We start from the raw sequence: 13,532 nt of genomic DNA on the forward strand, positions 1-13,532 counted from the left end.
CGGAACGTAGAAGAAGGAACACAATGTCGATCTTCCTGAACAAGGATTCCAAAGTCATCGTCCAGGGCATCACCGGCGGCGAAGGTACCAAACACACGGCGCGCATGCTTGCCGCTGGCACCCAGGTTGTGGGGGCGTGAACGCTCGCAAGGCCGGCACCACGGTGTCGCACGTTGACGCGAACGGTGCCACCGTCGAGCTGCCAGTGTTTGCCACGGTCGCCGAGGCAATGGCCTCGACCGGAGCCGACGTCTCCGTCGCGTTTGTGCCACCGGCGTTCACCAAGGATGCCGCAATCGAGGCCATCGACGCGGGCATCGGCCTGCTCGTGATCATTACCGAGGGTGTGCCCGTCAAGGACTCGGCCGAGCTCTGGGCTCACGCCAAGGCCACCGGTAACAAGACCCGCATCATCGGGCCGAACTGCCCCGGCATCATCACGCCGGGCGAGGCTCTCGCGGGCATCACTCCCGCCACGATTACGGGTAAGGGGCCGATCGGTCTCGTCTCGAAGTCGGGCACGCTGACTTACCAGATGATGTTTGAGCTGCGCGATCTCGGCTTCTCAACAGCCATCGGGATCGGCGGAGACCCGGTCATCGGAACGACCCACATCGACGCGCTTGCCGCGTTCGAGGCTGATCCCGAGACCAAGGCCATTGTCATGATCGGTGAGATCGGTGGCGACGCTGAAGAGCGCGCAGCCGAGTACATCAAGGCCAATGTAACGAAGCCGGTTGTTGGCTACGTCGCAGGCTTCACCGCGCCCGAGGGTAAGACCATGGGCCACGCTGGCGCCATCGTCTCAGGTTCGGCCGGAACGGCTCAGGCGAAGAAAGAAGCACTCGAGGCGGCTGGCGTGAAGGTCGGCAAGACGCCGTCTGAGACCGCGCGGTTGCTGCGTGAGGTCTACGCAGCGCTGTAAGCGCGCCAGCGTTTACAGGAGAACGCTGGTGCCGCGCACGGCGGCATTCGCGGCGCTGTAGTTTTACCAGTGGGTCGTGCGATCCACAACGAGCCGGGTTCTTGTCACGAAGAGTGACGGGAACCCGGCTTTGTCGATGTGTGAGACGGCTGTAGCATGAGTGTGATGCAGGCCCCAACGCAGGATCCTCGCGGCAGACTCCCCGCAACGATCGCCGTTGTGGTCACCGCCGCTCTGTGGGGCACAACCGGGCTCGCGGCGAGTTTTGCCGCCCCGCTCAGTGCGATCACCACCGGAGCTGCGGGCATGGGAATCGGTGGACTCGTGCTTGGGCTCTTCGGGTGGCGCTCGGTCGTTGCTGCGCTGCGCATGCCTGGTGCGCGCCCCACTGTGCTGCTCGGCGCCCTCTCGCTGTGCGTCTTTACCCTGTGCTTCTATGCCTCAATGGGAATGGCTGGCATCGCGATCGGCACGATCGTTACGATCTGTTCCTCTCCAATATTCGCCGCGCTCTTGCAACGATCAATCGATCACACGCCGCTCACTCCACGCTGGTACGTGGCCGCGCTACTGTCGATCGGGGGAGGCGGGCTGCTTGTCGCGGGCAAGGAGAGCGGCGGCGGGTGGATGGGCTCCGATCCTGCTCAACTGCCCTGGGGTGTGCTGGTGGGGTTGTGTGCCGGGTTCGCGTATGCGCTCTATGCCTGGCTGCTGAGACGGCTCATTCAGCCTGCTCCGCTTCGCCCCCACGGGCTGCCCCGAAACATGGCCGTATCCGCCATTCAAGCTACTGCCGCCATACCGCTGTTGTTATTCGCGGGCGTCACTGGAGGTGGGCAACTTGCAGACCTGGGCGTGTGGCCCGCGCTGCTCTACCTGGGGCTGGTGCCAATGGCGCTCGGTCACGCGCTCTTTGCCCGATCTCTCGTGGCGCTTTCGGCCGCCACCGCGACGCTGTACACCCTGCTGGAGCCTGTGGTGGCCACGATCCTTGCGGTTTTGGTGGTCGGGGAGCGGCTGAGTGTAACGGGCTGGGTTGGTCTTGTTGCGGTTCTTTGCGGACTTGTGATTCTCACGCTGCCCAAGAACTACACTGGCAAACATGACTGACACGCTGCCCGCTCCGGACGTTCACGGGGCCCACCTCGTTGGAAGCATCAACTTTGATGATGCCGAGACCACCATGCGCGTCGCCGCGGAGACACTGGGGCCCTGGCTCAAGCGGATTCCCGACGGCGAAGTGGGGAGCGCTTCCACTGGATCGCGTTTCAGCCCGGCCGACTCGCGCAGGCTGAGGGGATCGAACGGGTGGGAGACACCCCGATTCCGTTGCGCATGCTCGATATTCGCTCGGTCAGGATCGCGGACGGTGTGGAGGCAGGCGACCTTGTTCTGCCATCGCTCGGCTATGCGGAGGCTGCCCTCGAATCGTGGACTGTGTTTTCTTCGTTGAAGGAGGCGGGCGTTGTTGCCCCGCACACCAGGTTCCAGGTTTCGCTGCCGACTCCACTCGGCGTCGTGGGGAGTTTTGTGCGCTTTGAGGACCGTGAAGCCTTTGAATCGGTCTATGAGGGTGCGCTCGCTGCGGAGCTGCAGCAGATCCTCGATGAGATTCCGCACAGTGAGCTTGCCGTTCAATGGGATGCAGCGGTGGAATTCGCCATTTTGGAGGCTGCGGAGAGCGACCTGCGGAGCTATGCGTGGTTCGATGATGTGTGGTCGGGCACGACCGCGCGACTGGCCCGGCAGATTGATCGGGTGCCTGTGGACGTTGAGGTTGGGGTGCACCTTTGTTACGGCGATGTCGCCGAGAAACACTTCGTGGAACCGAGTGACGCCGCAAACCTGGTGAGGTTTGCGAACCTTACGCTGCAGCAGGTATCGCGTCGCCTGGACTGGCTACACCTGCCCGTGCCGATCGAGCGCGACGATGACGCGTACTTCGCGCCGCTGGCCGAGCTGGCGCTTCCAGAAGCAACTGAGCTCTACCTCGGTCTTGTGCATCGCGAAGACGGTGCTGAGGGTGCGCGTCGACGGATCGCTGTCGCGCAGCGACATGTTTCGCGCCCGTTCGGGGTCGCTACGGAGTGCGGATTCGGGCGCGCACCTGAGGGCACCACGGTTCCCCTGTTTGAGGTGCACCGGGAGGTTGCAGTGGCCTGGTAGTGGGAGGCTCATTGCCTACAACCTGACCTGACCTGACCTGACCTGACCTGACCTGACCTGACCGGCCCGGCCCGCGAGAGCGCGATTTGACATGTGATATCTGGCGAAAAACATGTAAAACTTCGCTCTCGCGGGAGTAGCAAGACCGGGGGCGGAAAGCAGAGTGGGTAGGGAGAAGGAAAGAAGAACGCGGCGAGGCTATCCCTGCGCGGCGGTACCCCAGGCTTTTGACTCACCCGCCGGGGCGATGGCCCGGGCACCGCGAGCGGGTTCGTGTCTTGCAGAACCTCGGGCAGAAACGCGGTTGGGGCGCTCTGGTAGGCGACCGGGCGCAGGAACCGCTTGATGGCCGAGGTGCCGACCGAAGTGCTGGAGTCGTTGGTGGTCGCTGGCCAGGGGCCACCGTGCTGCTGCGCGGGAGTGACGGCCACGCCCGTGGGCCAGCCGTTAAAGAGCACACGGCCGACCTGCTGCGATAGCGCATAAACAAGAGCGCGGAGCTCGGCCGCGTTTGCGGTTTCGCCCGTGGCTTCTTGAGTCCCGAGGTGGAGCGTGCCCGTGAGGTTGCCCTCGAAGAACTCGGGTACGAGCGCTGCGAGATCGGTGTTCTCGGGGATCTCAACCACAATCGAGAGCGGACCAAACGCCTCGTCCACGAGTGTGTCCTTGTTGGCCCGGAAGCCCTCAAGCGAGACGGCAACGATTGTTGGGGTGGCCCAGCCGTGTCCCTGGTCGTCGAAGCGAATGCCGCCCTCGACGAGTGCGCGCACTCCGGGGCGGAGAAGATCGTGGTGCGACGCTCGTTGTAGCTGCGCGAGATTCGGGGGTCCAGGAGGCGGTGCTCCGTGGGTCCGCCAATGGATTCACTCGCAGCCGCCTGGATTGCCTCGGGAAGATCAGACCCCGTGGGCACGAACACAAAGCCGGGTTTTGTGCACAGCTGACCGGCTGAGCCAGAAACGCTCACGAGGTAGCCCGAGGCGATCTCTGCCGCGCGCTCGCTGATAGCGTCAGCGGTGATGAATACCGGGTTCACGGAGCCGAGTTCACCGAAGAACGGGATCGGGGCTGGGCGCGAGGCCGCGATGTCGGCGAGGAGGCGTCCGACGTTGATCGAGCCGGTAAACGACCCGGCCTTGATGCGCGGATCTTTCAAGACCGCGACCCCGGCGTCACGGCCATGGATGAGCTGGAACGTGCCCTCGGGCATGCCCGCTGCGGTGAGTGCTTCAAGAGCGACCTCTGCAGTGGCATCACTGAGCTTCGGGTGCCCCGAGTGTGCCTTGACGATAAGGGGACAGCCGGCTGCGAGGATCGCGGCGGAGTCGCCACCTATGACGGAAAATGCGAAGGGGAAGTTTGAGGCGGAGAAGTTGATAACCGGGCCGAGGGGAATATGGACGCGTCGAATGTCTGGCCGAACACCGAGCGCGAAGTCGGTGTCAGTGTAGTCAATGCGTACGTCGAGGTAGGAGCCGTCAACGAGTGTGTCAGCGAAGAGTCGCAGTTGAACGGCTGTGCGGGTGACCTCACCGTTGAGGCGAGCACTTGTGAGACCGGTCTCCTGTTCTGCGATTTCAACTAGCGTGGCCTTGGCGTTTTCGAGAGCGTCGGCAACTGCAACGAGTGCGGCTGCGCGTGCTTGCGGGCTCGTGGCGGCCAGCAGGGGTGCCGCGTTGGTGGCGTTGGCGACGACGGTTTCGAGTTTGGGGGTGAGTGCTTCGGTGGTCATACCTACATCCTTCAAATTTGAGGCCGAGAGGCCGATGGTCGTACCCAAGTGCATTGCGGCTGTTGACACATAGATAAGAATCGTGGCCGATTCGTGACTTTTTGATCAGAACGCTTCAACTATACAATGTACTATTGCACATAGTGTTAGTGTCGAAGCTGCACACTCTCTTCCCAAGATTCAACGAAGTATCCAGGAAAGGAAGAACATGACCTCACAACGATCGGTAATCACGCGGAGGCTCGTAAAATCGAGGCCCGTTAAGTCGAGGCTCGTAGTAGCTGGAGCGGTTGCGCTCTCAATCGGCCTTGCCCTCACGGGCTGCTCGGGTGGTCTCGCGAGCGGCGGCGACTCCAGCGACTCAGGCGATGGCGCCATTAAGCTCGGCATGCTCGCACCGTTCTCCGGCTCAGAGGCAGCGTTCGGCGACTACATGAAGTTTGGCGCACAGCTCGCCATCAACGAGATCAACGCTGATGGTGGTATTGACGGGCGCGACCTTGAACTCGTCACCGAGGACGACGGCTGCGACCCGACAGCAGCGGTTGCGGCAGCGAACAAGCTTGTCACCGCGGGTGTCAAGGGCTCGGTTGGTGGGTACTGTTCCGGGGCAACACTGCCGACCCTGCCGATCTTTGCGGACGCCAAGGTGCCGATGGTGATCCCCGCCGCGAACTCAAACGAGCTCGTCGGCCAGGGGCATTCATGATCAACGGCACCGGCACACAGCAGGCCGAGTCAGCGGTGACCTATATCAAGAAGGTCGGTGCAAAATCCGTCGTTGTGATTGACGACAACACCGACTACTCGGTCGACCTTGCAGACTCCGTTGAGAAGCAAGCCGACGGGTTCAAGATTGTGAAGCGCGAGTCGATTAACCCCAAGGAGAAGGACTTCTCCGCCAACGTCAACAGTGTGATCTCGGCGAAACCCGACTTCGTTGTGTGGACCGGCTACTACCAGGCGGGTGGGCTTCTCATCAACCAACTTCGCGGCGCTGGCTACGACGGGCCGATCCTGGTCGGTGATGGTTCGGTGGATGCGCAGTTGGCGGCCATCGCCGGAGCGGACTCCATTAAAAACGTTGTGGGAACCTTCACCAAGACCCCCGACATGCTTGAGGGCGGCGACAAGTGGATCGCCGATTACAAGAAGGTGTCAGGCGGCGCGGATCCGGGGCCGTACTCGATTCAGAGTTACGAGGCGGTCAAGACGCTCGCCGAGGCCTACAAAAACGCTGGCGGCACAGACTACGACGCGGTTGTGAAGGCCCTGAAAGATCTCACGGACTTCCCGCTTCTCACCGGTGAGCTGACGTTCGCTGCTGACGGCTCCCGCGAGGGGGTGGCTTTGTGATCGTGGAGCCCACGGGCGACGACGGTGCATTTGTGCTGAAGGACGACCTGAAGAGTTAGTGCGGCGGACCGCCCGGAGCGATTCCGGGCGGTCCGTTCCCAACTCTGCACGTCCACTCGACAGCAAAGAGGCTATTAGATGTTCCAATTGATTTGGAACGGGCTGTTTGTCGGCTCGTTCTACGCGCTCGTCGCGCTCGGTTACAGCATGGTGTACGGCATCATCAAGCTGTTGAACTTCGCCCACGGCGACCTGTACATGCTCGGCTCCTTCCTCGCGTTTGTGGTGCTTGGTGGTTTGACCGGTCTGTTCGGGCTCGGGTCGATCCCGATCCTTTTGCTTGTGCTGCTCATTACCATGCTGCTCACCGGAGGCATTGGTGTGCTCATTGAGCGCGTCGCCTATCGCCCGCTGCGCACAAGCCCGCGGCTTGCAGCACTGATTACCGCGGTTGGCGTTTCGTTCACGCTTGAGTACGTGGTTCGGCAGATTTTCGGTGCCAGCCCACTCGTCTTTCCGATCCGATTACAGGGGCTCCTGTTGAGGTGTTCGGGGCGCGGATCACGATGCCGCAGCTCGTGCTGATGCTGGTCGCCGCGATCCTCATGTTCCTGCTGCAGCGCTACGTGATGCACTCCCGCGAGGGTCGTGCGATGCGCGCGATTGCGCTGGACCAAAAGGCCTCCCTGCTGATGGGGGTCAACGTCAACAAGGTGATCTCTCGCACGTTCTTTATAGGTTCCGCGCTCGCCGGTGCTGCCGGCGTAATGGCTGCGGCCTACTACGGAACGATCGACTTCTTGATGGGGTTTGTGATCGGCCTCAAAGCGTTCACCGCGGCGGTGATCGGCGGCATTGGGAACCTCTACGGCGCGATGTTGGGTGGGATCGTGCTCGGACTGCTCGAATCATTCGGCACCCACTTTCTCGGGGTCAGTGGCGTGACGTGTTTGCGTTCGGGTTCCTGATCCTGTTCCTCGTCTTTAAACCGACCGGTATTCTCGGCGAACGCGTCGTGGAGAGGGTGTGACCATGTCTCAGAGTAAGTCTCCGCGCCTGAAAGCTCCTCGGCCCACCATCGAGCGTCCGCCAGCCATCTCGGGCATTCTCGCGCCCGAGCGATTCATGAAGCTGCTCGCACTCGTGCTCTTTGTGGTTGCCGCGATCATTCCCTTTATCTCGGCGACGCCCTACATCATCTCGATTCTCACCTCGGCGTTTATCTACATCGTGCTGGCGATGGGGCTGAACGTTGTGGTGGGATATGCCGGGCTGCTCGACCTGGGCTACATCGCCTTTATGGCGGTGGGGGCGTACACGAGTGGGATCCTGACCACCCAGTTTGGTTTGTCGATGCTCGAAACGATTCCGTTTGTGATTGTGGCCTGCGTTCTCGCGGGCGTGATCATCGGCGGGCCAACCCTGCGGCTCCGCAGCGACTACCTCGCTATTGTGACCCTCGGCTTCGGCGAGATCATTCGCATCACCGCGAACAACCTCAAGATTACGGGTGGGCCGAGTGGCATTCACGGCATCCCAACCTGGTCGTTTTTCGGGTGGTCGTTCGCTGACGGGCTCGACATCGGCGGTATTCACTTCAACTCGAAGGTGCTGTTCTACTACTTCGTCTTGTTTGTGGGGATCGGCCTCGCGGTCGTTGCTGTCTCGCGTCTTGGCAAGGGCAAACTCGGTCGCGCATGGAAGTCGGTGCGCGATGACGAGGACGTCAGCGAGGCGATGGGCATCAACGGCTACGCCACGAAACTGCTCGCCTACATCATCGGTGCGGTTTGGGGTGGCTTCGCCGGAACGCTCATGGCGAGCCACCTCTCGGCGATATCGCCCAACAGCTTCGAGTTTTTGTACTCAGCGCTCGTGCTGATGGCGGTGGTGCTCGGTGGCATGGGCTCGACACCGGGTGTGATTATCGGCGCGCTGTTTGTGTCGCTCGCTCCCGAGTTGCTCCGCAATTTCTCTGAGTGGCGCTACTTGATATTCGGTGTGCTGCTGGTTGTTGCGATGATCTTCAGGCCGAAGGGGATGTGGCCAGCCAACGCGGTGTTGCCATTCCTCAAGAAACGCGAGATCCCCGGGGTCCCACCGACCTCGGTTGTCTCCGTGGTCGGTGCATCGGACGAAGAAGTATTCACGGATGAGGAGCGACGATGAGCCAGACGGCGAATACCCTGTTGGAAGTCAAGGATCTCGCAGTCTCCTTCGGCGGCATTAAAGCGGTCGACGGCGTCACCTTCTCTGTCGGTGAGGGGGAGATCGTCTCGGTGATCGGTCCGAACGGAGCTGGCAAAACCAGTGCCTTCAATTGCATCTCTGGTTTCTATCAACCGAATCGGGGATCCGTGACCTTTGGCGGCGAGCCGATCACGCGCCGCAAACCCTCGTACATTACGAAGCGAGGCATGGCGCGCACCTTTCAGAACGTGCGCCTCTTCGCCGAGATGACCGTGCTTGAAAACGTGAAAACGGCGATGCACTCCCACCTGCGGCAGAACTTTCTCGACGCGATGCTGCACACACCCCGCTACAAACGAAGCGAGCAGCAGTGCGACGAGGACGCCCGGGGGTGGCTCGACTTCGTGGGCTTCCGAGCCGACGACGAACTGCTCGTCACCCAGTTGCCGTACGGGGAACAGCGGCGTGTAGAGATCGCGCGAGCGCTCGCGACCCAGCCCAGGCTGCTGCTGCTTGATGAACCGGGTGCCGGTCTCAACCACAGCGAAAAGAACGAACTGATGGGACTGATTCGCAAGATCCGAGACCTTGGGGTCGGGATCGTGCTCATTGAACACGACATGGGACTTGTGATGGAGGTGTCGGAGCGGATCGTTGTGCTGAACTACGGCAAAGAGATCGCCGATGGCACCCCCGAGCAAATCAAACAGGATCCGGTTGTGATCGCCGCGTACCTCGGGAGGAAGAAGAATGAGCACGCTCAAACTCGAACACGTCGAGCTGTTCTACAACCGAGTCCACGCGCTGCGGGACCTCTCGCTTGAAGTCAATGAGGGTGAGATCGTGTCGCTGCTCGGCAACAACGGGGCTGGCAAAACCTCGACACTGTCGATGATCTCCGGGCTCGTGCGCGCCAAGAGTGGTCGTGCGGTCTGGGGGATCAGGATCTCACTAAGCAACAACCCTGGGACCTTGTGGGGCGGGTCTGCTGCACATTCCTGAGGGGCGCCGCATCTTCTCGACCATGACCGTGCACGAGAACCTACTGTTGGGTGGGTATCTTGTGAAGGATCAAAAGCTCATCGCTGAGCGCGCAGACTACGCGTACGAGCTGATGCCCCGCCTGGCGGAGCGGCGCACGCAGCAGGGAGGCACCCTCTCGGGTGGCGAACAGCAGATGCTGGCGCTCGGGCGGGCGCTCGTCGGTGGACCAAAACTGCTGCTGCTCGACGAGCCCTCAATGGGGCTTGCGCCGCTGATCGTGAAGCAGGTCATGGACATAATCACTGAGGTGAATAAACAGGGCACGACGATCCTGCTTGTTGAGCAAAACGCTCGCGCTGCGCTGAAGATTGCCGATCGTGCCTATGTATTGGAGTCCGGTCGCGTTACGATGCATGGTTCCGCGGAAGAGCTCGCGGCTGACCCGCGCGTGATTGAGGCGTACCTGGGGGCGTGATGCGTCGTCGTCCAGGGAATTCCGCCGCGGCTGGGCTCAAGATGGCACGTTTTGCACAGTCCGAATTGTTTACGCTTCTGGCATGACGAATGCACAGATTGTTGAAACCCGTCCATTTACCGTTCTCGGCTATGCGGTTCGCACGGACTCGCGGGCTCCCTCACGGCTATTCCGCAGTTGTGGCAAGAGATCTACTCGAAGGGACTGCTGCAGCGGGTGCCCGGTCGTGTGGGCGAGAACACCTACGCCGTATACTCGCAGCTCGAAGACGCGGGGAAAAGTCGGGAGGGGTGGTTTACGTTTCTGATAGGGGTGAGCGTTGACCCCGCGACCCCCATTCCCGAAGGCATGACGCTGGTATCTGTTCCCGGAGGAACCCGAGCTAACTTCACGGTTCCGGAAGGTGACCCGAGTCGGGTGATGGAAGCCTGGAACCAGGCTTGGGGGTTCGACGACGGGCTGAAATCGTTCCACTGTGAGTACGAGGAGTACGGTACAGAAGGGGCCGTTGTTAGCCTTGGGTTGGCAGCAGGACGTCGCGATAATGGGTGAGCGGGTGCAGTGGCGATGAACAGATCTGATGCGGGCGAAGAAGGGCAGCTACTTGCCGCGATGCTACCCGACATTCGTGCGGTCTTCGATGGGTGGCCGGAGTGGGCCGCCGATCAACTCGCGGAGGTACGACGTATCGCGTACTCGGTCGCCACAGAGATTCCAGAGACCGGTGGCCTCGACGAGTACCTTGCCTGGGGGCAGCCAAGCCTTCGACCGAGGAAGCCTCGGGTAGGAACCGCGATCCGGCTGGGCGTTGAACACGGCGAGCGCCCAGCGATGCTCGTCCACTGCGCGACCTCGCTGATTTCGGAGTACAAGACCGTTGTGGGGCACCTTGAATTCGAGGGGAAACGCGCGGTGCTGTTTTCGCGGGATGAGAAGTTGCCAGATGCGGAGGTGCGGGTGATGATCGAGCTTGCCTTTACTTCGTATCTGCGTAGACAGAGGTAGCTGCGACTCTGCTCGCGCAGTGAGTGGAATGCAACCAATACGCTGCCTATTGACTTTGCTGAATTGATTGGTAGAGTTTTGCGGGGGAGATTTGGGGAGATTTTACTGTGCCAGAAACTAGGGGAGTCGTTTCTTACGAGGAGCGTTTCGATCTGGTTCTCGAGCATATCTACAGGCACCCCGACCAGCCACTTGATCTTCTTCGCCTTTCTGAGGTCGCCGGGTTTTCTCCGCGGCACTGGCACCGCGTGTTTTCAGCTGCCTTTGGAGAATCAGCCGCCTCGCTTGTTAAGCGGGTCCGAATGCAGCGGGCAACGGTCCTGCTAGCTAAGGGCAAATCGATTCACCAGACTGCTGTTGAGTGTGGTTACCCCGATGTATCTTCGTTCACCCGTGCGTTTCGACAGAGCCTCGGGGTATCACCGGCAAACTATCGAGACGAGGGCGCCCACGTTGCGTTGCGGGTAGCGCGTGTTGAGGGTGATCCAAAGCGCTTTTGTGTGACTTCTTCGGACTTCACTGCTGTGCGATGCGTTGCCATGCGTCACTATGGATCGTTCTTCACGATAGACCGCACTTTTCAAGACCTACAGATTTGGGCTAGAGGGCAGGGAATTCAGCCGGAACTGCTTGATATGTACGGGGTATACCTGTCGGACCCGTCGAGCGTGACTGAGCAGAACCTTGAATCACTGGCCTGTCTGGCCTTGCCACAAGACTTCGACGGTGATTTTCGTCCACTCTCGCCCGATACCGCTGCTCCTGAGGAATACACGATTCGAGGTGGACACTACGCGGTGATGGAACACCGGGGAGCATACGCCGATATGCCAGACAGCTACGCGTGGCTCTTTGGGTGCTGGGTACCCGCCGCCGAGGTTGATCTTGATGACTCCCCTGTCGTAGAGCACTACGTGTCCCACCCGAGAGGGAAGAGCCCGGTCGCGGCTGTCACCAGACTCATGCTTCCTATCAAAGACCATCATCAATTAGCACTCCCCAGGGGGCCAAGATTCGCCCCATCATGTCACCGAATGGAGCCAGAAGTGAGCGTATTTACAACGAAGCCCTCGCGGTCAAAACGAAAGCGGGCGGCCTCGGCTTTTGTGCTCGCCGCGGGTCTTGGCCTGCTCAGCGTCGTTCCCGCAACCGTCGCCTCAGCCGACCCACTCGTGCCGGTAGGCCAGAACATCTATCTTGCGGATCTGGTAAGTTCTACACCCGCTTGGTTTGACGCGTCTGACCAGACCTGGAAGACGCTGACACTTCCCAACGATTCGAGCGCCGTTGTGGTCTCGCCCGATGCGAAGACGGTCTACTTTAATTCTCCGACCGCTGAGGCCGTTTTTGAGGTCGACGCGGAGAGCGCAGCTCTTGTGCGCACGATTCCTCTCGGAGTCAACGCGGGGTTCATTGGAGGCCCGCTGCTCGCGCTCGACCCGAGCGGTTCACACCTCTATGTCGCGGGAGTTAACGGCGTGGTGAGCCGCATTGATACCGCTACCGGTACTGTGACAGGTTCGATCGACGTGGGTGGGCAACTCGGTGGTGTCGCCACTTCGCAAGACGGAGCAACTGTGTTTGTGGCCGGATGGGCTGACAACACGCTGGTGGAACTTGACGCCGCAACCATGACTGTTACCCGAACTACTCCGGTAGACAACGATCCGCAGGGATTGCAGGTTTCGCCGGATGGTGCTTCTCTCTACATCGGACACACCGCGGTCACAAATGCAACCTCTGCGGCGCTGACTGTTCTTGATACCGCGACTGCCGCAAAACAGTGGACCGTGACGCGTGACGACTACGGTGCCATTCAAGGTCCGTCTGTGCTCGCTCTTTCTGCTGACGGCTCCAAGTTGTACGGTGTTGATCGTTTGTCGGGGCATGCCATGGTTGACACCGCCACACGCGTTTCTACACGCGGCACGTTGCCTTTGTCGGCTACGCCGTTCCCGTATATGGGACTCACCGCTGACAGTCGCACAGCGCTGTTCTCGATGTCTGCAAACGGGATAACCTATCTTGATACCGCCACCAACGCGTTTAGTCCCGCAGAAGCGCGCGGCGCTTCTGTCGGTGGTGTTGCGTTCGCTCCCGACCAGGCTCCAATCGCTGAGTTCACGGCTACCCGGGAAACACGGGAAAGACCACCACGTTTGACGCTTCAGCGAGTACCGCAGAGATGTGCCCGATTGGCACCTACGATTGGGACTTCGGTGATGGCGCCACTGCTACTGTTACAACCCCAACGGTAGAACACACCTTCAGCACAGCGGGCGACTACAACGTTCAGCTGACCCTCACTACTGTGTGCGGAACATCGACCACAAAAGTTTTTACCGGTCAGAGCCTTGTGCGAAACGGTGGGCCGAGCGCTGTTATCTCTACTTCCGTGACGGTTACGGATGCAAGGCCGACAACTCCTCCGACTACGCCACCGCCCACAACAAACCCACCGCCCACAACGAATGCTCCCAAGACCGAGGTGCCGACAACCACGGGCGGTGGCTCCGACGGTGTTGGAGCCGAACACCTCGTTAGGACCGGAGGCGGGTCGAACGGCCTCCTTGTTGGCGCGTCAATCGTTCTTGCGGTTGGGGCCGTCTGCCTCGTACTGCGCCGCCGCAACAGCACTGCTCGCTAGTCCTCGGTTCTCGTGTGAGCGCCGTTCGCCCTTCCAACCTCGCAGAAGGTTG

12 protein-coding genes and 3 pseudogenes are annotated in these 13,532 nt (G+C 60.8%); 14 read left to right on the forward strand and 1 reads right to left on the reverse strand.

Features of this window, described 5'->3' with window-relative positions; translation table 11 throughout:
• The first annotated feature begins 23 nt into the window (after positions 1-23).
• The 3 genes and pseudogenes from sucD (at position 24) to G7066_RS05055 (ending at position 3,091) form a co-directional block, all read left to right on the forward strand.
• Positions 24-925, forward strand: a pseudogene (sucD, locus tag G7066_RS05045) (succinate--CoA ligase subunit alpha).
• A gap of 156 nt (positions 926-1,081) precedes the next feature.
• The gene (locus G7066_RS05050; RefSeq protein ID WP_166329530.1) at positions 1,082-2,035 is read left to right on the forward strand and encodes a DMT family transporter; all 954 of its coding nucleotides are present in this window, start codon (positions 1,082-1,084) and stop codon (positions 2,033-2,035) included.
• 198 nt (positions 2,036-2,233) lie between these two features.
• Positions 2,234-3,091: a hypothetical protein gene (locus G7066_RS05055; protein WP_244303301.1), complete on the forward strand. Its 858-nt coding sequence runs from the start codon at positions 2,234-2,236 to the stop codon at positions 3,089-3,091.
• A 198-nt stretch (positions 3,092-3,289) separates the two neighbouring features.
• Here G7066_RS05055 and G7066_RS05060 read toward each other — a convergent pair.
• Positions 3,290-4,823: pseudogene (locus G7066_RS05060) on the reverse strand (aldehyde dehydrogenase (NADP(+))).
• Between the two features lie 433 nt (positions 4,824-5,256).
• Between G7066_RS05060 and G7066_RS15230 the strand changes: the two are divergent.
• The 11 genes and pseudogenes from G7066_RS15230 to G7066_RS05105 all read left to right on the forward strand — a co-directional run bounded on the left by G7066_RS15230 (position 5,257) and on the right by G7066_RS05105 (position 13,480).
• Positions 5,257-6,179, forward strand: a pseudogene (locus G7066_RS15230) (branched-chain amino acid ABC transporter substrate-binding protein).
• A gap of 138 nt (positions 6,180-6,317) precedes the next feature.
• Complete coding sequence (locus G7066_RS16870) at positions 6,318-6,764, forward strand: branched-chain amino acid ABC transporter permease (RefSeq protein WP_280116239.1); 447 nt, start codon at positions 6,318-6,320, stop codon at positions 6,762-6,764.
• Complete coding sequence (locus G7066_RS16875) at positions 6,746-7,147, forward strand: ABC transporter permease subunit (RefSeq protein ID WP_280116240.1); 402 nt, start codon at positions 6,746-6,748, stop codon at positions 7,145-7,147. The genes G7066_RS16870 and G7066_RS16875 overlap by 19 nt, the downstream gene beginning before the upstream one ends.
• 64 nt (positions 7,148-7,211) lie before the next feature.
• Positions 7,212-8,348 (forward strand): branched-chain amino acid ABC transporter permease, encoded by a 1,137-nt coding sequence (locus G7066_RS05075; protein ID WP_205881528.1) that lies wholly within the window; start codon positions 7,212-7,214, stop codon positions 8,346-8,348.
• A complete protein-coding gene (locus tag G7066_RS05080; RefSeq protein ID WP_166329532.1) occupies positions 8,345-9,193 on the forward strand; it encodes an ABC transporter ATP-binding protein in 849 nt (282 codons plus the stop codon). The genes G7066_RS05075 and G7066_RS05080 overlap by 4 nt, the downstream gene beginning before the upstream one ends.
• On the forward strand, positions 9,120-9,371 hold the full coding sequence (locus G7066_RS17780) for an ATP-binding cassette domain-containing protein (RefSeq protein WP_280116241.1): 252 nt from the start codon (positions 9,120-9,122) through the stop codon (positions 9,369-9,371). The genes G7066_RS05080 and G7066_RS17780 overlap by 74 nt, the downstream gene beginning before the upstream one ends.
• Positions 9,372-9,393: 22 nt before the next feature.
• Entirely contained in the window at positions 9,394-9,828 is a 435-nt protein-coding gene (locus G7066_RS17785; RefSeq protein WP_280116242.1) for an ABC transporter ATP-binding protein, read from the forward strand.
• 168 nt (positions 9,829-9,996) lie between these two features.
• Positions 9,997-10,380 carry a GyrI-like domain-containing protein gene (locus tag G7066_RS05090; protein WP_280116265.1) on the forward strand — a complete coding sequence of 128 codons (384 nt, stop codon included), beginning with the start codon at positions 9,997-9,999 and terminating at the stop codon, positions 10,378-10,380.
• Between the two features lie 15 nt (positions 10,381-10,395).
• Positions 10,396-10,833, forward strand: a complete 438-nt coding sequence (locus G7066_RS05095) for a hypothetical protein (protein WP_166329536.1) — start codon at positions 10,396-10,398, stop codon at positions 10,831-10,833.
• Between the two features lie 107 nt (positions 10,834-10,940).
• Entirely contained in the window at positions 10,941-13,091 is a 2,151-nt protein-coding gene (locus G7066_RS05100; RefSeq protein ID WP_166329538.1) for a GyrI-like domain-containing protein, read from the forward strand.
• The gene (locus tag G7066_RS05105; protein ID WP_166329540.1) at positions 13,019-13,480 is read left to right on the forward strand and encodes a PKD domain-containing protein; all 462 of its coding nucleotides are present in this window, start codon (positions 13,019-13,021) and stop codon (positions 13,478-13,480) included. Before G7066_RS05100 ends, G7066_RS05105 begins: the two co-directional genes overlap by 73 nt.
• Positions 13,481-13,532 lie beyond the last annotated feature (52 nt).

Origin of the sequence: Leucobacter coleopterorum (genome assembly GCF_011382985.1) — a bacterium.
GTDB lineage: Bacteria > Actinomycetota > Actinomycetes > Actinomycetales > Microbacteriaceae > Leucobacter > Leucobacter coleopterorum.

Bases quoted from the DNA above. Each gene is read 5' to 3' on its own strand.
- G7066_RS16870 (WP_280116239.1), top strand. From the start codon at position 6,318: ATGTTCCAATTGATTTGGAACGGGCTGTTTGTCGGCTCGTTCTACGCG.
- G7066_RS17780 (WP_280116241.1), top strand. From the start codon at position 9,120: ATGAGCACGCTCAAACTCGAACACGTCGAGCTGTTCTACAACCGAGTC.
- G7066_RS05105 (WP_166329540.1), top strand. From the start codon at position 13,019: ATGTGCCCGATTGGCACCTACGATTGGGACTTCGGTGATGGCGCCACT.
- G7066_RS05050 (WP_166329530.1), top strand. From the start codon at position 1,082: ATGAGTGTGATGCAGGCCCCAACGCAGGATCCTCGCGGCAGACTCCCC.
- G7066_RS05095 (WP_166329536.1), top strand. From the start codon at position 10,396: ATGAACAGATCTGATGCGGGCGAAGAAGGGCAGCTACTTGCCGCGATG.
- G7066_RS16875 (WP_280116240.1), top strand. From the start codon at position 6,746: ATGCCGCAGCTCGTGCTGATGCTGGTCGCCGCGATCCTCATGTTCCTG.
- G7066_RS17785 (WP_280116242.1), top strand. From the start codon at position 9,394: ATGACCGTGCACGAGAACCTACTGTTGGGTGGGTATCTTGTGAAGGAT.
- G7066_RS05080 (WP_166329532.1), top strand. From the start codon at position 8,345: ATGAGCCAGACGGCGAATACCCTGTTGGAAGTCAAGGATCTCGCAGTC.
- G7066_RS05075 (WP_205881528.1), top strand. From the start codon at position 7,212: ATGTCTCAGAGTAAGTCTCCGCGCCTGAAAGCTCCTCGGCCCACCATC.